Origin of the sequence: Marinomonas foliarum (genome assembly GCF_003337275.1) — a bacterium.
Classification (GTDB): Bacteria; Pseudomonadota; Gammaproteobacteria; order Pseudomonadales; family Marinomonadaceae; genus Marinomonas; species Marinomonas foliarum.
In genome coordinates, this window is sequence record NZ_QPJQ01000016.1 from 25,755 (window position 1) to 43,260 (window position 17,506).

Consider the following 17,506-nt stretch of genomic DNA (forward strand, 5'->3'; position numbering starts at 1 on the left):
GTGTTTAGGCTACAGCAGAATCTGTATTTTCAATAATCTTCTGATTTACTGTGGCTAATAGTGCTTGGATAGAAGCAGATACAATGTCGTTGTCGATGGCAACGCCATTGTAACGATCACCGTTGATGTTGGCTTGAACATAAGCGATCGCTTGTGAATCACTGCCGACAGTCAATGCGTGCTCTTGGTACTGGATAATATCCACTCTCATATTGAAGTGCTTACCTAGTGCTTCGCTAAAGGCGGACAATGCGCCGTTACCGTCACCAGTAATTTTGACTGAGGTATTATTTCCGACCAAATCTGCATGAACGGTATCTACGTCATCTTTTGCAAGGTCGTATTTGCCCAATTTATATGGCGTTGTTCCCGTCATGAAGCTGCTTTCGAACAAGTCTTTCATGGATTCTGCGTTGACAACACCACCGTCTTTTTCCGCAAACTGCTGAACAATAGGGCTAAACTCTACCTGCAACCAGCGTGGTAATGCCAAGCCGTATTCTTGCTCAAGAGTATACGCAACACCGCCTTTGCCAGACTGGCTGTTCACGCGAATGACTTCTTGGTAGCTACGACCGACATCGCGTGGATCGATTGGCAAGTAAGCCACGTCCCAAGGTTTGTCGTCTGTTTGGTTGGCTAAGCATTTCTTAATCGCATCTTGATGAGAGCCAGAGAAAGCGGTGAACACCAATTCACCTGCGTATGGGTGACGCGGATGAACTTGTAGCAAGGTGCATGCTTGAACCACACTTATGATGCGGTCCATATCACCCAACGCCAACTCTGGATCAATACCTTGGCTGTATATGTTCATCGCCATAGTAACTATGTCCATGTTGCCTGTGCGCTCGCCGTTACCTAGCAATGTGCCTTCAATACGGTCTGCACCAGCCATTACGCCTAATTCGGCTGCCGCTACGCCACAACCTCGGTCATTGTGTGTATGCAAGCTTACAATTATGCTGTCACGTTGTTTAACGTTACGGCAGAAATACTCAATTTGGTCTGCGTAGCGGTTAGGAGTAGATACTTCTACCGTAGCTGGCAAATTGATAATAATTTTGTTGTCTGGCGTTGGTTGCCAAACATCTGCTACTGCATCGCATACTTCAATGGCGTAGTCGATTTCTGTGCCAGTAAAGCTTTCAGGTGAGTATTGGAATACCCACTCTGTTTCTGGGTGCTTAGCAGCATGTTCTTTTACGCATTTAGCGCCATTTACTGCGATCTTTTTAATGCCTTCCATGTCCATACGGAACACTTGTTCACGCTGTGTTGTAGATGTCGAATTGTAAACGTGGACAATGGCTTTTTTGGCGCCTTTTAATGATTCATAGGTGCGCTCAATCAATTCTGGGCGCGCTTGAGTCAATACTTGGATGTAAACATCATCTGGCACTTGATCTTCTTCGATCAACCAGCGGACAAAGTCAAAATCCAATTGAGAAGCGGCAGGGAAACCCACTTCAATTTCTTTAAAGCCAACATCTACTAGTAGGGCAAAAAATTGTTTCTTTTGTTCCACAGTCATTGGCTCAACCAAAGCTTGGTTGCCATCACGTAGGTCGACACTAGACCAAATTGGGGCTTTAGTGATTTCTTTGTCAGGCCAAGTACGGTTTGCAATAGCGACTGGCTTGAATGACGTGTACTTTGTATGGTCAAAAGACGACATGATCTTGTCCTTATTAATAGGAGGTCGGTAAACCCCGTTGTTATTTGCGCGTCTTGAGTAGACGCTTTCTTTTGTTAGCATTTTTTATTTCTTCATTTTGTATAGTGTAAACAAAAAAGATGAGTAAAAGATTGCGTTTTTTATGGAATTTTCAATTCAAATAGAATTATATTGCGTAACTAAGAATAAAATTAGCGATTTGGAGTTGCGATAATGGGTTTTGATAAAATTGACTTGAGTATATTGCGAGAGTTGCAGCAAGATTCTAGCTTAACTAATCAGGACTTGGCTGACCGGGTTGGTTTGTCCGCCTCACCTTGTCTGCGGCGAGTGAAGGCGCTTGAAGACATTGGAGTGATAGACCGTAAGGTGACTATTTTAAAAAAGTCTAGCCTGGGTCTTAAGTTGACCGCGTTTTTGCAGATTAGTATGGACCGACACACACCAGATCGATTTAGTGTGTTTGAAGAAGAGGTGGACGCTTTTCCAGAAGTGAGAAATTGTAATTTGGTGACTGGACAAAACTGCGATTACCTATTGGAAGTCGTGGTCGAGGATATGGAAAAGTACCATGATTTTTTGTTAGGAAAGCTGACACGTATACCAGGTGTCACGGGTGTGCAGTCGAGCTTTTTGTTGCGTAGTGTGAAAGAGAGTACTGCTTTGCCTTTGGATCATCTGATTTAGAAGGTTTTTCCTTATTTAGCATTGATATTTTTGCTTTCGACCAAATTAATGGATGTTATACTATTACAGTGAAAAAAGTCCCTAGTAGAGAAGATGTGATGAGCGATTTGACAATTAAGCGTCGAGTGATGATTCCCGTGAGGGCTGGCGACGTGATGGCGGAGTTTATTTCCTTTGATGGCGATGACTCAGGCAAAGAACATATTGGGATATTTTTTGAAGGAACACAGACAAAAGACGTCAATAGCATTCCGTTGGTTCGTCTGCATTCAGAGTGTTTGACCGGTGATGTCTTTGGTTCTGGACGCTGCGACTGTGGTGAGCAATTAGACGAGGCCATAGACCTTATTAATGAGCAGGGCGGGTACATTCTTTATTTACGCCAAGAAGGCCGTGGTATTGGCTTATACGCAAAACTGGAAGCGTATGCTTTGCAAGATAAAGGCTATGATACGTATCAGGCCAACGAGATGCTGCATTTGCCAGATGATGGTCGTGATTTTGGTGTGGCAGCAGAAATGTTGAAAGCACTAGGTGTTAATAAAGTGCGTTTGTTGACCAATAACCCAGATAAAGCGCAACAACTTATCGAGCACGGAATTTCCGTTGCTGAATTAGTACCAACAAAAGTACATGTTAATCAGCATAATCGTTTGTATTTAGAAACTAAAGCGAAGCGTAAACTCCATACATTGAAGTTTGATTGACTTTCGTAATGTGCAAAGTGAAAAACAAGAAAGGCGCTTTAAGCGCCTTTCTTGTTTTTGTTGCTAATTTATTTAGCCTTTATTTTTTGCTTGGCGCTGGTTTTTTCTTTTTCTTCTTGCTACTTGGCGAACGAGCTTTTGTTTTTGCTTCTAGCCCTTCTATACGACCAAATTTAATATTGGCTTGCATGAAGCGCTGAATCTTCTCGATCATTGGTAAATCGTTAATATCGATTAATGAGATGCAATCACCAGGCTCGCCTTCACGTGAAGCTCGACCTGCGCGGTGAATATAGGAATCCGCTTTGCGTGGTAGACGCAAGTTAATTACTGTGTTGATTTCAGGAAGATCGATACCGCGAGATGCCACATCGGTTGCGACCAATACTTGCAAGCGGCCACGTTTCATTTGTTTCATGTGCTCGCTGCGGTCGCCTTGTTTCATTTCACCGTGCAAGCCATCACACATTAAGCCCATTTTGCGAATACGTTGAACCCATACATCTACGTGCTCCCGATTAGAAACAAAGAGTACGGCTTGTTGAACGCGTTCTTGTGTTAATAAATGCTTTAGTATGGCTTCTTTGTGTTCTTCACTATCGACGCGGTAGGCCAATTGACGAATTTGGCTCGGTACCGTGCGTGCAGATTCACCAAGGCGAATCTGTTGAGTTTCGCTGTTTAATAGCGCGCTAGCAAAGCGGCCCATTTTTTCGCCCTCTAATGTGGCGGAAAACATTAGCGTTTGGTGTTCTGTTGGTAACTCTTTGGCGATGTGGTTAATGGCATTAACGAACCCCATATCTAACATACGGTCAGCTTCGTCGATAACAAAGTAAGATACGTCTGTTAGGTCTAGCCATTGTTTATCGTCTAGTTCGACAAGTCGGCCAGGGGTGGCGACCAAAATATCACATGGTTCGCTTAGTTGTTGCTGCTGCATTCCATAGGGTGTGCCACCGATAATTAGGTGAGACTGAATGCGTGTGTGTTGCGTTAGCTGTTCTACGACATTGAAAATTTGACGTGCTAGCTCACGACTTGGCGCTAAAATTAGTACTTTTGGCGCCGTAGTAGATTGCTCATCACGGTCAAGAATATGTTGAATGGCTGGTGCACAAAATGCGATGGTTTTGCCTGTGCCAGTTGGTGCGGTTGCAAGGAGATCAGAGCCATCTAAGGCAATTGGTATTGCTTGTTCTTGGATTTCCGTTGGGGTTTCAAAACCAAGATCACTAATGGCTTGTTCTATGGTGAAATCCAGATCTAATTCAGCAAATGACATGTAAACTCTCTGTAGCGGGATAAGTAGCACGACCAACTATGGATATCATCAATTAACTATGAATCGCATAATGAATTTGGGCGTAGGACCACTATAATGGACTGTAATGTCAATCATGATACCTTGTTTTCTGAGGATTCGAAATCTAAACCTCTGAAGTTGGCTTGATAAGTTAGACCCTTTGTATGCTTTGCTCTAAAATACATTCAAATATTGATAAGAAGACGATTTATGTTGCTCTCGGATGAATTGGTCACAACCCAGACAATGACATGGGTAAAAGAGTTTATTGTGGCATTAAATGTCTGTCCTTTCGCAAAGCGCGAAGTGGAGAGAGAAAGTGTGCGTTGTGTAGTGTTGCGATCAAAGAAGATGGATGTGGCATTAGAAGAATTAATGTCAGAGATTCAGTGGCTGGATGAGCACCCTGAGACGGAAACAACATTGCTGATATTCCCGACGCTATTTAAAGATTTTCATCGTTATTTGGATTTTGTCGAAACGGCTGAAGATCTTATGTTTGATCAGGAGTGTGAGGGGGTTTATCAATTAGCCACATTCCACCCTGATTATTGCTTCTCTGGTACGGAACCTGATGATGTTTCTAATTATACCAATCGTTCACCTTACCCAATGCTGCATTTATTGAGAGAAGCGAGTGTGGATAAGGCGATTGAGTTTTATGGCGATACAACAGAGATACCAAATCAAAATATTGAAAAAATGGAAGAACTTGGGAAATCTGAATTAGACGTTATATTTGCTGGTTGTATGAAAGCTGATAATGACTAACTTATGATTTCGAAATGAACTATATTGTGCTTATTAATGAAGTGCGTATAGTGCGAAAAAAAATGCTTGCCGGAGAATTCATGGCTACACAAATTGGGCGCTTAAATACATTAAGAGTCGTTAAAGAAAAAGATTTTGGTGTGTATTTGGACGCCGATCAACTAGGCGAAATTTTATTGCCTAAACGTTATGTGCCTAAAGGCGTTACGGTAGATGACGAGGTAGAGGTATTCGTCTATTTGGATTCAGATGATAAATTGATTTCAACCACTGAATTTCCCAAGGCTCAAGTTGGAGAGTTTGCTGCGTTAACGTCAATCGCAGTAAACCAAGTCGGGGCGTTTTTTGATTGGGGTTTACCTAAAGATTTATTGGTGCCTTTTAGTCAGCAGAAAAACCGAGTTGAGGAAGGTGAAACGCATTTACTTTTCATCTACCTAGATCAAACCACAAATCGCATTGTGGCGACAACTAAAGTGGATGCCTTGCTGAACCGTGAAGAAGCGCCTTATCGTGTGGGTGATAAAGTGTCTATCATTATTGGTGATAAGACAAATATTGGTTTTAAGTGTGTTATTGATAACCGTTTTTGGGGTGTTTTGTTTTTTGAAGATGCATTTAGGCAGCTTCGAAAAGGTGAAAAGACAGTGGGCTTTATTAAGCAAATGCGCGAAGACGGGAAAATTGACTTAAGCTTGCAAGAAGTTGGCTACAAGAAAGTACGTAATATACTGGATGATATTCTGGACTATTTAGATGCTCATGGTGGTGAGTCACCATTGACAGATAAAGCGTCCCCAGAAGCCATTTATGCAGTGTTTAAAGTAAGTAAAGCTACCTATAAAAAAGCTTTGGGTGCGCTTTATAAAGAAAAGAAAATTTTGCTAACGAAAGAGAAAATCTCCAAAATCTAGTGTTATATGATTTGATAAAAAAGCTGCTAAGGAAGACTTAGCAGCTTTTTTTTGACCTCTTCACGCTGTTCTGCATGAGCGATACCATCAAAAAACAAGCGTTGCACAGGCAGTTCAATAGGGCTGTTATCAAGTAAAAAACCAGAAATGAAACTGTTTTCAGTTTGGCGTTGCAATCGGATGTCTTCATGCATTGATGATCGATTTAGGCGGGTTAGTTGAGCAATGGTGTGAACTCTGTTCTTGAGGTTGTCTTGAGTTAGGTGTTGGCTTTCTTGTATGTAACTAAATTCTGGGTGGGTAAAGATACTAGATAATTCGAAGAGGGTGGCGTCGATAAGTGGTTTGTATTCGTCATTTAAAATGTCGCCATTATGGATGTTGAAGATGGCAGTAATAGGGTTAATTACGGCATTTACCGCCAGTTTTTCAAGCATTCGTTGGTGAATGTTAATAACCGTCATGCCTTCGATTGGAAATTCTTTGGCTGGGGTTGTGGGGCGCCATTGACCAAAGTAGGTGTCACCTAAGCCTGTGTGCTTAATGTGGTTGGCTTCAATTTTGAGTACGCCTTCGCTGGTGGTGCCAGCCCAAAGGGTTTGTGTTTCTAGTAGTTTGTTTTGAAGTTCTTCTTGCGCCCCTATGCCATTACAAAGGCAAGCAATATCTGCATCGTTTGTAATGTGTGCTTCTACTTGGGTGAAAGCATTTGTGAGGTCAAAAGACTTAGTGCAGATTAGCACTTTATCGTATTGGTCGGCTAGCTCTTCAGCAGTAAAGCTTTTGATTCTATGTTTGGTCGTGCAAACCTGCTGTTGACCTTCTTCGTCAGTAAGCGATTCCAAGGTGATTTTCTTCCCAGGGCTCTCTGATCGATACACTAGATGGACTTTATTGCCGAGTTTTTCTAGCTTACAAGCCCAAAAAAGGCCGATAGCGCCAGCGCCGATGACTAGCCAAGGCGTATTCTTCATAATAGGTTTCCATTAGGTGTTTTATTTCAATCCCTGTTATTATCGCTCCAAATTACCTTATTGAAAATGCAAAGGAGCAGAAAATGCCATCATTTGACGTAGTATCTGAGTTGGATTGGCACGAAGTCAGCAACGCAGTCGATCAGGCTAACAGAGAAATTACAACGCGTTATGACTTTAAAGGCGTGAAAGCGCACTACGAAATTAAAGACAAGAAAAACGTTGTCATGGAAGCAGAGGCTGAACCTCAACTTCGCCAGATGTCTGATATTCTAAATCAAAAATTGGTTGGCCGTGGTATTGATTTGAAAAGTTTGGAAAAAGAAGATGTTGTGAAAGGAAATATGCGCGCATCTCAAGCGGTGAAAATGAAAGAAGGGCTTGAAACGGATGAGGCGAAAAAGATCGTGAAAATGATTAAAGACAGCAAAGCTAAAGTCCAAGCACAGATTCAAGGTGATCAATTGCGCGTCACAGGTAAGAAACGTGATGACCTGCAGCAAGTAATGGCGCTTTTACGCGGAGCTGATTTGGCGCAGCCGGTTCAATTTACTAATTTTAGAGACTAAAACTATTTTTTACGGAAGCGCTGCTAAATATTTAGTGGCGTTTTTTTATTTCAGTGTCGTGTGTTCATTCAGGGTGAGTTTGTTGCCAATAATGATCCAACCTTCTTTTTCCAACTTTTCTTTCTGTCTCAAATATCCATCTGTATTCTCTGCGAAACTGATTCGTCGTTGAGCATTAACTACACGGTGCCAAGGTAACTTGGTGTCTTTAGGAAGTTTCTTCATTAGTTGTCCTACTTGTCTCCCATAACCTGGAAAGCCAGATTGCTTGGCTAATTCTCCATAAGCTATGCAGCTTCCATATGGTATTTCACTTAAAATGAGGAGTACTTGCGATTTAAAGTGCGTCATTGCTTGATTAATCAAAGGTATGCCCATAGATAGAGATCAGTAAACGAGTTTGAGTATGACATAAAGAAGGTGAATATGAGATTTGCGCTATTACTTTTTATTCTAGTGCCCATTGTTGAAATGACCGTACTGATTCAGGTCGGTAGTGAAATTGGCGCATTGGCAACAGTAGGTTTAGTGTTCCTTACGGCAATTATAGGTGTCACTTTAATTCGTAAGCAAGGTTTAGAAACGTCATTAAAGGCACAAGAAAAAATGCGCCGTGGTGAACTTCCTGCTGCAGAAGTGGCAGAAGGTGTGATGTTGGTGTTTGCAGGCCTGTGTTTGCTGATTCCTGGTTTCGTGACGGATGCGATTGGTGCCTTATTATTGGTTCCACCGTTAAGAAAGTTATTTGCAGCAGGTTTGATTGTTAAATTTGTGAGCTCAATGATGGCCCGTGGCACTCAGTGGCGTGGCGGCCAACGGTATGGCTCAAAAGATGAGGGCGATATCATTGAAGGTGAATATGCTAATGAAGATAACGACTTAATAGATAAAAAATAATTTTTTGTTTGGGTTGAAATACGGATTACTAGCCGTATATAAAACTTCGATAGAGATTCTTGCTTTTATAAGTAAGAGCAGTCCTGCCAGGGGAGTCCTGGTATTGTTTTAATTGGAGAAAATGATTGATGAATATTCGTCCTTTGCACGATCGTGTCGTTGTTCGCCGTAAAGAAGAAGAGACAACAACCGCATCTGGTATCGTTCTGCCTGGATCTGCTACAGAAAAGCCTACACAAGGCGAGGTTTTGGCTGTTGGCACTGGCCGTATTCAATCTAATGGCGACGTGCAAGCGTTAGCTGTTAGCGTTGGTGACACTGTGTTGTTTGGTCAGTACTCAGGTCAAACAGTGAAAATCAATGGTGAAGAGCTACTTATCATGAAAGAAGATGAAATTTACGGCGTTGTTGAAGCCTAAATCATCTTTGTAGTTCATATTCGATTTGTAACACTTAAAACAGTTTAAAGGTATAAAAGAATGTCAGCTAAAGAAGTTAAGTTTGGAGACAGTGCACGTCAGCAAATGCTGAAAGGTGTAAACGTTCTTGCGGATGCAGTTAAAGTAACTTTAGGTCCAAAAGGCCGTAACGTTATTATCGAAAAATCTTTTGGTGCTCCGCTTGTTACTAAAGACGGTGTAACTGTTGCAAAAGAAATCGAGCTTGAAAATAAGTTCGAAAACATGGGCGCACAAATGGTGAAAGAAGTTGCTTCTCAAGCCAATGATGTTGCTGGTGATGGTACAACAACAGCGACAGTTCTTGCGCAAGCAATTGTTGCTGAGGGTTTGAAAGCTGTTGCTGCGGGCCGTAATCCAATGGACCTTAAGCGTGGTATCGATAAAGCCGCTGCTGCAGTAGTAAAAGAAATTGCTGATTTGTCTACTCCTTGCACTGATACTCGTGCTATTGAGCAGGTTGGTACTATTTCTGCAAACTCTGACTCTTCTGTTGGTAAGATCATTGCTGAAGCAATGGAGCGCGTTGGTAAAGAAGGCGTTATTACAGTTGAAGAAGGTTCAGGTTTTGATGACGAACTAGCTGTTGTTGAAGGCATGCAGTTCGATCGCGGTTACCTATCTCCTTATTTCATTAACAACCAAGAAACGATGAGTGCGGAACTTGAAAATCCATTCATCCTGTTGGTTGATAAGAAGATTACTAACATTCGTGAATTGCTTCCTGTATTGGAAGGTGTTGCGAAAGCGTCTCGCCCTTTATTGATTATTGCAGAAGACGTTGAAGGCGAAGCGTTGGCGACATTGGTTGTCAACAGTATGCGCGGTATTGTTAAAGTTGCAGCGACAAAAGCGCCGGGTTTTGGTGATCGTCGTAAAGCGATGCTTGAAGATATTGCGGTTCTTTCTGGTGCAACAGTTATTTCTGAAGAAGTTGGTTTGAGTTTAGAAACAGCGACTCTTGAGCAGCTAGGTACCGCGAAACGCGTTACTTTGACTAAAGAGAGTACAACGATTGTTGATGGTGCTGGTATTGCAGCAAACATCACAAGTCGTGTTGAGCAAATTCGTGCCGAAATTGCTAACTCTTCTTCTGATTATGATAAAGAGAAGCTTCAAGAGCGTGTTGCTAAGTTGGCTGGCGGCGTTGCTGTTATCAAGATTGGTGCTGCGACTGAATTGGCCATGAAAGAGAAGAAAGCACGTGTAGATGATGCACTTCATGCAACTCGCGCAGCGGTTGAAGAAGGTGTTGTTGCCGGTGGTGGTGTTGCTCTAGTTCGCGCTCTTACCAAAATCATTGATCTTAAAGGTGATAACGAAGATCAAAGCGTTGGTATCGCTCTTGCTCTACGTGCGATGGAAGCGCCAATGCGTCAAATCGTTATCAACGCAGGTGCAGAGGCTTCTGTTGTTGTAGATAAAGTTAAGCAGGGCGAAGGTAACTATGGTTACAACGCTGCAACTGGCGAGTATGGCGATATGTTGGAAATGGGTATCCTAGATCCAGCTAAAGTAACTCGATCTGCACTTCAAGCAGCGGCATCTGTAGCGGGTCTTATGATCACTACTGAAGCCATGATTGCTGATTTGCCTAAAGACGAAGCTGGTGGCATGCCTGATATGGGTGGCATGGGCGGAATGGGTGGTATGGGCGGAATGATGTAATTCCACTCTCATCCATTGAGATAAAAGAAACCTCGCTATTTAGCGGGGTTTTTTTATGCTTGACTGTGATTAGGCTGAGAACTTTTGGCGATGTGCTATAGTTGCTATTACCATATTTTGGTAGGGTGTTGTTTTTTTGACTATGAAAACTGTATGTTTTTAAAGTGAGAATTAGTCATTCAAAAACGTTACTTTTGGATTTTTTGTACCTCTCTTACATTTAGTGCAAACCATTGATTCTAAAGCTATTGATAAATAGTCACCTGTGTAAGATACTTGTTCAGATATTTATGTCCATTATTTGTAAATAAAGGGAAGCTTATGCTCAGAAAAACCCTCGTTAGTATTGCTGTATCAGGCGCGTTGTATGTGTCCAGCAGTTACGCATTGGAACTGGGTGAGTTAACCTCTCAATCAAATTTGGGCGAGCCTTATCGCGGACGAATAGAGCTTTCCGATGTAGGCGCATTAACTGACAATGATATTTTAATTCGTCTAGGCAGTGAGAGTGAATTCCGTCAAGCGGGTTTTGCACCAACTAGAGTATTATCCCAGCTAAAATTTGATGTGATCCGAGAGAATGGTCGACTGGCTGTTTCTGTCTCGTCTGACCAAGCCTTAAGGGTTGATGAGCTTCATTTTGTTTTAGCGGCTCGTTGGCCAAGTGGGCAACTTGTTCGAGAATATCAAACGCCCCTGAATCAATCTGCATTGGTGAAAAAAACGCAAGAAGATGTCGTTCAATCGACTGCAGTGTCTACACAGCAAGCAGCTTCTGCTTCCAATTCAGTTTTTCGTCAAGCAACCTTGTCTGCTGAGAGAATGTCTCCTAAAGGCCAGTTAAATGTGGTCAAGGGTAATACTCTTTGGTCTATTGCTGGGCAAAACCGCCCAACCAATCAGCTGACTATTTATCAGACGATGATGGCAATACAGGCTCTCAATAAAGACGCATTTTATTCTGATAATATAAACCTTCTTAAAGAAGGTGCAATTTTACGCTTGCCAACACAAGAGCAGATTGCTCTTTTCAATAAGTCGATTTCACAAGAAGAGTTTCAGCGACAGCATAATGCTTGGATGGCTCTAAAAAGCTCTCAATCTGGTGCTTCTGTTGAACAGGCTCAATTGAATACTCAAGCAAAAGCGAAAGCCGCTGCTGGTACAGCTGGTGCTGGCGGCGATAAATTAACGCTAGCGTCTGGTCAAAGCTTATTGCCTGAGAATATGGCTAGCTCAAATGCTGGACAAAGTTCTAGTGCCTCAATGAGTGCTATGCAGAATGAGCTATCTGCATCAAAAGAGATGCTCGACAAAGAACAAAGAGAAAAAGCAGAGTTATCAAATCAACTTGGTGATCTGAATAAGCAGTTAGAGACGCTAGAGAAGCTTATTAGCTTGAAAGACAAGCAAATGGCAGATTTACAGCAACAGTTTGCTAGTGCTCAACAAGCTCTTCAAGAGCAAAAGAATACCGTTGATCAGTTATTAGAAGCAGATCAGATACGCAGAGAGAAAGAACAGGCGGAAGCGGATTCATTTGTAAATAAAGTTTTCGGTAACCCTATTGTTGTCTCTATAGGTGCGGTTGTTTTATTGCTGATTGGACTTTTAATCGGCTTGGTTATGCGTCGCTCAGGAAAGAAACAGGAGGAACAAGATTCATCAAAAAAGGATGAATTTGACCTTTCCCCTGCTGCTGCAGTGGCACCAGTTGCTGCTGTCGTGGCAACTGAATCCGCTGTGGCGGAAGAGCCAGATGTGGCGGAAGAGCCTCAGGAGGAAGATCCGTTCGCATTTGATTTTGACACTCCAGATGAAGATGACGACTTAGCGGACTTTGACTTTGGTTCATTTGGAGAAGACGTAGCTTCAACAGAGCCATCTTATGACGCGCTCGAAGATGAAGATGACTCAGCAGTTGAGGATGAGTTTGAAAGTGCTCTTGAAGAGGATTCCGAAGAAAGCGTTGAGGATATTTTTGATTCCTTTGGTGGGGATGATGGGCTAACTGATACTTTGCCGGATTTAGAGGATACGGATGATTTTGATGAGTTAGAAGCGTTTGATGAAGAAGATGACATTCCAACAGTAACGCCTGAACCCATTGAGGTTGATGAAGATCCTATTGCTGATGAAGCTGAGAGTGAAGAAGAGTCCTTTGTATCAAGTTTATTAAACGACGTTGATGAAGAAGAGCAAGATGATGTCGATGAATCAGCTGTTTTTAGTGGTTCTCCAAGCGATACATTGGCTAACTCTATTGAAGAGTCTTTAGCGGAAGCGCAGCAAGAAGAGGAGATGGAGGTTCCATCTTTTGGGGAAGCTGAAGCGGCACAAGATGAAGAAGTTAGCGATGAAGAAGAGGGGTTTGACTTCTTTGATGCCAGTGGTGATGAAGCTGCAACCAAATTAGATCTAGCAAGAGCCTATATGGATATGGGTGACGAAGAGGGCGCGCGAGTGATCCTTGAAGATGTTATTGACTCCGGCAATGAAAAACAAATCGCAGAAGCGCAGAATATGATGGAGCGAATGTTCCCAAGTGACTAAAAAAGTAGTACTGGTTGTTGAATATAATGGCTCTGAATATAAGGGCTGGCAAGCACAAAAATCTGGTGTTCCAAGTGTTCAGGAGAATTTAGAAAAAGCGTTAGCGGTTATTGCAAATCACCCTGTTAAGGTGGTTTGCGCAGGGAGAACCGACTCTGGTGTTCATGCAAGTGCGCAAGTTGTTCATTTTGAGACGGATGTTGAGCGTAATGAGCGAGCATGGACGATAGGCGTTAATACCTATCTCCCCTCTGATATTACCGTTGTCGCGGCGAGCTATGTTTCAGAAGACTTTCATGCCCGTTTTAGCGCATTAAGCCGTCGTTATCGTTATGTTATTTATTCTTCTCCTTTTTGCCCTGCAATATTGGCAAAGGGGGTAACTTGGACATATAAAACACTTGATGCTGATGCAATGAAAGAGGCTGCGGAAGTGTTTCTTGGTACTCATGATTTCTCTTCTTTCCGTGCTATTGGCTGTCAAGCCAATACCCCCATCCGTACCATTCTTAACTTTGACGTACAAAAACTCGGTCAGTATATTGTTCTAGATGTCAGGGCGAACGCCTTTTTGCATCATATGATTCGAAATTTTGCTGGCGTGTTAATGTCTATAGGGGCGGGAGAAAAACCCGTATCTTGGGCAAAACAGACTTTAGATGCGAAAGACCGTACTAAAGGTGGTATTACGGCGCCACCGACAGGCCTGTATTTTGTCGATGCTCAATACCCTGATGTTTTCAATGTGCCTAAACTGCATTTAGGTCCTCATTTTTTACCCTATGTAGACGAGCCTAGCTATGAATTGCCGAGTTAAAATCTGTGGAATAACAAACCTTGAAGATGCAATGATGGCTTGTAAGCATGGCGCGGATGCTATTGGTTTTGTTTTTTATGAAAAAAGCCCAAGGTATGTTTCGCCAGAAACGGCCAATTCTATTGTCGAGCAATTGCCTCCTTTTGTTACGCCCGTTGCTTTATTTGTTGATGCAAGTGCATCGCTAATTGAGTCTGTGGTTAGTGCAAATGCACGTTGGATGATTCAATTTCATGGTGTGGAATCCGAGTCCGAGTGCTGTCGATATAAGCGCCCTTATATGAAGGCTTTGCGGGTCAAGCAAGGGGACAATGTTTCAGCTTTGGTTGATCAATACCCAAGTGCTCTGGCTATCTTGTTAGATGCTTATAAAGCGGGCGTGCCAGGTGGAACTGGCGAGGTGTTTGATTGGTGTTTAATTCCTGAAGGCTTATCGAAGCCGATAGTGCTAGCAGGTGGTTTAACAGGACAGAATATTAAACAAGCGATAGAACGGGTTTCCCCTTACGCTGTAGATGTAAGTGGTGGCGTTGAGTTGTCAAAAGGCATTAAGAGCGAGCCTAAGGTTCAAGAATTTATTCGTGGAGCAAAGTGTGGATAGCAACGATATTAATCTAGATTTACCAGATTCTCATGGCCGTTTTGGCTCTTACGGTGGAATCTTTGTCTCTGAGACATTGATGTCCGCTTTGGAAGATCTATCCGAAATGTACGAACGCTTGTCTAAAGACAGTAATTTTCAAGCCGCGTTTGATTATGACTTAGCCCATTATGTTGGCCGACCATCTCCGCTTTATTTTGCTGAGCGTCTGACTAAAAAAGCCGGTGGGGCTAAGATTTACTTAAAACGCGAAGATTTAAATCATACTGGCGCTCATAAGATAAATAATACTATTGGTCAGGCTTTGCTCGCCAAGCACATGGGGAAGCCAAATATTATTGCAGAAACGGGGGCTGGTCAGCACGGTGTAGCCTCTGCAACAGTGGCTGCTCGTTTGGGGTTGAAGTGTAAGGTGTTTATGGGAGCGGAAGATATTCGCCGTCAATCACTAAACGTTTATCGCATGAAGCTGCTAGGGGCGGAGGTTATTTCTGTTGAATCTGGTACTAAAACGTTGAAAGATGCTCTGAATGAAGCCATGCGTTATTGGGTTGGTAATGTAGATGATACTTTTTACATTATAGGTACTGCTGCCGGTCCTCACCCATACCCGAAATTGGTACGAGATTTTCAGGCTGTAATTGGTCGTGAAACCAAAATGCAATGCCTAGAGCACGAAGGCCGCTTGCCTGATGCTGTTGTGGCTTGTGTTGGTGGTGGTTCAAATGCTATTGGTATGTTTCACCCATTCATCAAAGATGAAAGTGTTGCCATGTATGGCGTTGAAGCGGGCGGTGATGGCATTGAAACTGGCCGTCATGCCGCTCCATTGAGTGCTGGTCGTCCTGGTGTTCTTCATGGAAATCGTACTTATGTGATGGCGGATGATGACGGCCAAATTATTGGCACGCACTCTATTTCTGCGGGTTTAGATTATCCGGGCGTGGGCCCTGAACATGCTTGGTTGAAAGATATTGGTCGTGCTAACTACGTAGCAATTAATGATGATGAAGCGATGCAAGGGTTCAGAGATCTTACTCGTCTAGAGGGGATTATGCCTGCGCTTGAATCAAGTCATGCTGTTGCTTATGGCATGAAGCTCGCTGCGACGATGGAGAAAGATGAAATAGTTGTAATTAATCTTTCCGGGCGTGGTGATAAAGATATTCTTACCGTTGCAGAATTGGATGGGATTGAAGTATGAGCCGCATTAAACAATGTTTTGAAAATTTAGAAAAATCTGGTAAAAAGGCGCTCATTCCGTATATTACCGCTGGTGATCCTAGTCCTGATTATACAGTAACACTGATGGATGCCTTGGTTGATGCGGGTGCTGATGTGATTGAAATAGGCATGCCATTTTCTGATCCTATGGCGGACGGTCCAGTTATTCAGTTGGCTTGTGAGCGAAGCTTAGCTGCTGGCACAAGTGTTAAAAAAGTATTGCAAATTATTGCGGACTTCAGAAAAAAGAATACTCACACTCCGGTTGTTTTGATGGGCTATTTGAACCCAATTGAGTTTTATGGGTATCAAGCTTTTTCAAATGCCGCAAAAGAAGCGGGTGTTGATGGCGTTTTATTAGTAGATCTGACTCCAGAAGAGGCGACAGATGTAGTAGAATGCTTCCGAGAGAATGAAATTGATCTTATTTATCTGCTTTCACCGACTACGACACCAGCGCGTGCTAAGAAAATTTGTGATTTGGCGACAGGTTACGTTTATTACGTTTCCGTTAAGGGTGTGACTGGGTCTGCTGAGTTAGATGTAGATAGTGTTAAAAAACATGTTGATTCATTGCGTGCAATTACTAGCTTACCGATTGGTGTTGGCTTCGGTATTCGTGATGCGAAAACAGCAGCGTTAGTCAGTCAATGTGCTGATGGGGTCATTGTAGGTAGTGTGTTGGTTAATGCCATTGCCGAAAATAAAGATCATCAAAAAGAATATATAGCTGGCGCTTTAAAAGATATTTTATTACCAATGCGTAATGAAATGGACGCTTAAGCGGCAGCCAACGAGAGATATGGAGAATTAAATGAGTAGCTGGTTAGATAAATTTGTCCCTTCCATTGTGCGCAGTGAATCAAAGCGCAGCACAGGTTCTGTGCCTGAAGGTCTTTGGAAGAAGTGTCCGAAATGTGAAAACGTTTTATATCGTCCCGAGCTAGAAAAGAATTTAGATGTTTGTCCTAAGTGCGAGCATCATCTTCGTGTAAGTGCACGTCGTCGTTTGGATATCTTTTTGGACAAAGAAGGTCGTCATGAAATCGGCGCACATCTTGAGCCTGAAGATAAATTGAAGTTTAAAGATTCAAAACGTTATAAAGACCGTATCGCGGATGCACAAAAAGCAACTGGCGAGAAAGATGCTTTGGTTGCTATGCAGGGTGTCTTGAACGGTATGCCTGTTGTTGCTGTAGCATTTGAATTTAGCTTCTTGGGCGGCTCTATGGGTGCCATTGTAGGTGAGCGATTTATCCAAGCGGTAAATGTTTGTTTAGAAAAACGCATTCCTCTTATTTGCTTCTCGGCAAGTGGCGGAGCTCGTATGCAAGAAGCTTTGATTTCTTTGATGCAAATGGCTAAAACAAGTGCCGGCCTTGAGCGTTTGAAGCAAGAAGGTATTCCATACATCTCTGTGATGACAGACCCTGTATTCGGTGGTGTATCTGCTTCTTTGGCTATGCTAGGTGATTTAAACGTTGCTGAGCCAAATGCATTGATCGGTTTTGCTGGTCCTCGTGTAATTGAGCAAACAGTACGTGAGAAACTACCAGAAGGCTTCCAGCGTAGTGAGTTCCTGCTTGATAAGGGCGCTCTTGATATGATTATTAAGCGTGATGAAATGCGCGGTCGTTTATTTAATATCTTATCTTTGCTTACCAATAATAAGGTTGCTTAAT

The 17,506-nt window shown here is 42.7% G+C and carries 18 protein-coding genes; 14 read left to right on the forward strand and 4 right to left on the reverse strand.

All coding sequences use genetic code 11. The features are described 5' to 3' along the window. Window positions 1–4: 4 nt before the first annotated feature. Window positions 5–1,678 (reverse strand): 2-isopropylmalate synthase, encoded by a 1,674-nt coding sequence (gene leuA / locus DFP77_RS09925; protein WP_114412139.1) that lies wholly within the window; start codon window positions 1,676–1,678, stop codon window positions 5–7. 213 nt (window positions 1,679–1,891) lie between these two features. On the opposite strand from leuA, the gene DFP77_RS09930 reads away from it, so the two are divergent. Together DFP77_RS09930 and ribA are read left to right on the forward strand one after the other, a co-directional pair. Next, window positions 1,892–2,365, forward strand: coding sequence for an Lrp/AsnC family transcriptional regulator (locus DFP77_RS09930; protein WP_114412140.1), 474 nt, complete (start codon window positions 1,892–1,894; stop codon window positions 2,363–2,365). Window positions 2,366–2,463: 98 nt separating this feature from the next. Next, complete coding sequence (gene ribA, locus DFP77_RS09935; protein ID WP_114412141.1) at window positions 2,464–3,072, forward strand: GTP cyclohydrolase II; 609 nt, start codon at window positions 2,464–2,466, stop codon at window positions 3,070–3,072. A gap of 79 nt (window positions 3,073–3,151) precedes the next feature. Here the strand turns inward: ribA and DFP77_RS09940 are convergent, their stop codons facing one another. Beyond that, window positions 3,152–4,357 (reverse strand): DEAD/DEAH box helicase, encoded by a 1,206-nt coding sequence (locus tag DFP77_RS09940; protein WP_114412142.1) that lies wholly within the window; start codon window positions 4,355–4,357, stop codon window positions 3,152–3,154. A gap of 231 nt (window positions 4,358–4,588) precedes the next feature. On the opposite strand from DFP77_RS09940, the gene DFP77_RS09945 reads away from it, so the two are divergent. Together DFP77_RS09945 and DFP77_RS09950 are read left to right on the forward strand one after the other, a co-directional pair. Continuing rightward, window positions 4,589–5,149 (forward strand): DUF1415 domain-containing protein, encoded by a 561-nt coding sequence (locus tag DFP77_RS09945; protein WP_114412143.1) that lies wholly within the window; start codon window positions 4,589–4,591, stop codon window positions 5,147–5,149. Between the two features lie 80 nt (window positions 5,150–5,229). Next, window positions 5,230–6,063: a CvfB family protein gene (locus tag DFP77_RS09950; protein WP_114412186.1), complete on the forward strand. Its 834-nt coding sequence runs from the start codon at window positions 5,230–5,232 to the stop codon at window positions 6,061–6,063. Between the two features lie 26 nt (window positions 6,064–6,089). On the opposite strand, the gene DFP77_RS09955 is transcribed toward DFP77_RS09950, so the two are convergent. Beyond that, entirely contained in the window at window positions 6,090–7,037 is a 948-nt protein-coding gene (locus tag DFP77_RS09955; RefSeq protein ID WP_114412144.1) for a ketopantoate reductase family protein, read from the reverse strand. An 83-nt stretch (window positions 7,038–7,120) separates the two neighbouring features. On the opposite strand from DFP77_RS09955, the gene DFP77_RS09960 reads away from it, so the two are divergent. After that, window positions 7,121–7,606, forward strand: coding sequence for a YajQ family cyclic di-GMP-binding protein (locus DFP77_RS09960; protein WP_114412145.1), 486 nt, complete (start codon window positions 7,121–7,123; stop codon window positions 7,604–7,606). Window positions 7,607–7,651: 45 nt separating this feature from the next. On the opposite strand, the gene DFP77_RS09965 is transcribed toward DFP77_RS09960, so the two are convergent. Beyond that, the gene (locus DFP77_RS09965) at window positions 7,652–7,984 is read right to left on the reverse strand and encodes an MGMT family protein (protein WP_114412146.1); all 333 of its coding nucleotides are present in this window, start codon (window positions 7,982–7,984) and stop codon (window positions 7,652–7,654) included. Between the two features lie 48 nt (window positions 7,985–8,032). On the opposite strand from DFP77_RS09965, the gene DFP77_RS09970 reads away from it, so the two are divergent. From DFP77_RS09970 to accD, 9 genes are all read left to right on the forward strand, one after another. Then, window positions 8,033–8,503, forward strand: a complete 471-nt coding sequence (locus DFP77_RS09970; RefSeq protein ID WP_114412147.1) for an FxsA family protein — start codon at window positions 8,033–8,035, stop codon at window positions 8,501–8,503. Window positions 8,504–8,631: 128 nt separating this feature from the next. Then, window positions 8,632–8,922 (forward strand): co-chaperone GroES, encoded by a 291-nt coding sequence (locus DFP77_RS09975; RefSeq protein ID WP_024022707.1) that lies wholly within the window; start codon window positions 8,632–8,634, stop codon window positions 8,920–8,922. A 60-nt stretch (window positions 8,923–8,982) separates the two neighbouring features. Continuing rightward, window positions 8,983–10,629 (forward strand): chaperonin GroEL, encoded by a 1,647-nt coding sequence (gene groL / locus DFP77_RS09980; protein ID WP_114412148.1) that lies wholly within the window; start codon window positions 8,983–8,985, stop codon window positions 10,627–10,629. A gap of 321 nt (window positions 10,630–10,950) precedes the next feature. Then, window positions 10,951–13,182: a motility hub landmark protein FimV gene (locus tag DFP77_RS09985; RefSeq protein ID WP_114412149.1), complete on the forward strand. Its 2,232-nt coding sequence runs from the start codon at window positions 10,951–10,953 to the stop codon at window positions 13,180–13,182. Beyond that, window positions 13,175–13,999 (forward strand): tRNA pseudouridine(38-40) synthase TruA, encoded by an 825-nt coding sequence (gene truA, locus DFP77_RS09990; RefSeq protein ID WP_114412150.1) that lies wholly within the window; start codon window positions 13,175–13,177, stop codon window positions 13,997–13,999. The genes DFP77_RS09985 and truA overlap by 8 nt, the downstream gene beginning before the upstream one ends. After that, a complete protein-coding gene (locus DFP77_RS09995; protein WP_114412151.1) occupies window positions 13,983–14,600 on the forward strand; it encodes a phosphoribosylanthranilate isomerase in 618 nt (205 codons plus the stop codon). The genes truA and DFP77_RS09995 overlap by 17 nt, the downstream gene beginning before the upstream one ends. Further along, window positions 14,593–15,804: a tryptophan synthase subunit beta gene (gene trpB, locus DFP77_RS10000; RefSeq protein ID WP_114412152.1), complete on the forward strand. Its 1,212-nt coding sequence runs from the start codon at window positions 14,593–14,595 to the stop codon at window positions 15,802–15,804. The genes DFP77_RS09995 and trpB overlap by 8 nt, the downstream gene beginning before the upstream one ends. Then, a complete protein-coding gene (gene trpA / locus DFP77_RS10005; protein WP_114412153.1) occupies window positions 15,801–16,607 on the forward strand; it encodes a tryptophan synthase subunit alpha in 807 nt (268 codons plus the stop codon). The genes trpB and trpA overlap by 4 nt, the downstream gene beginning before the upstream one ends. Before the next feature lie 31 nt (window positions 16,608–16,638). Next, window positions 16,639–17,505, forward strand: a complete 867-nt coding sequence (gene accD, locus DFP77_RS10010; protein ID WP_114412154.1) for an acetyl-CoA carboxylase, carboxyltransferase subunit beta — start codon at window positions 16,639–16,641, stop codon at window positions 17,503–17,505. The last annotated feature ends 1 nt before the right edge of the window (window position 17,506 follow it).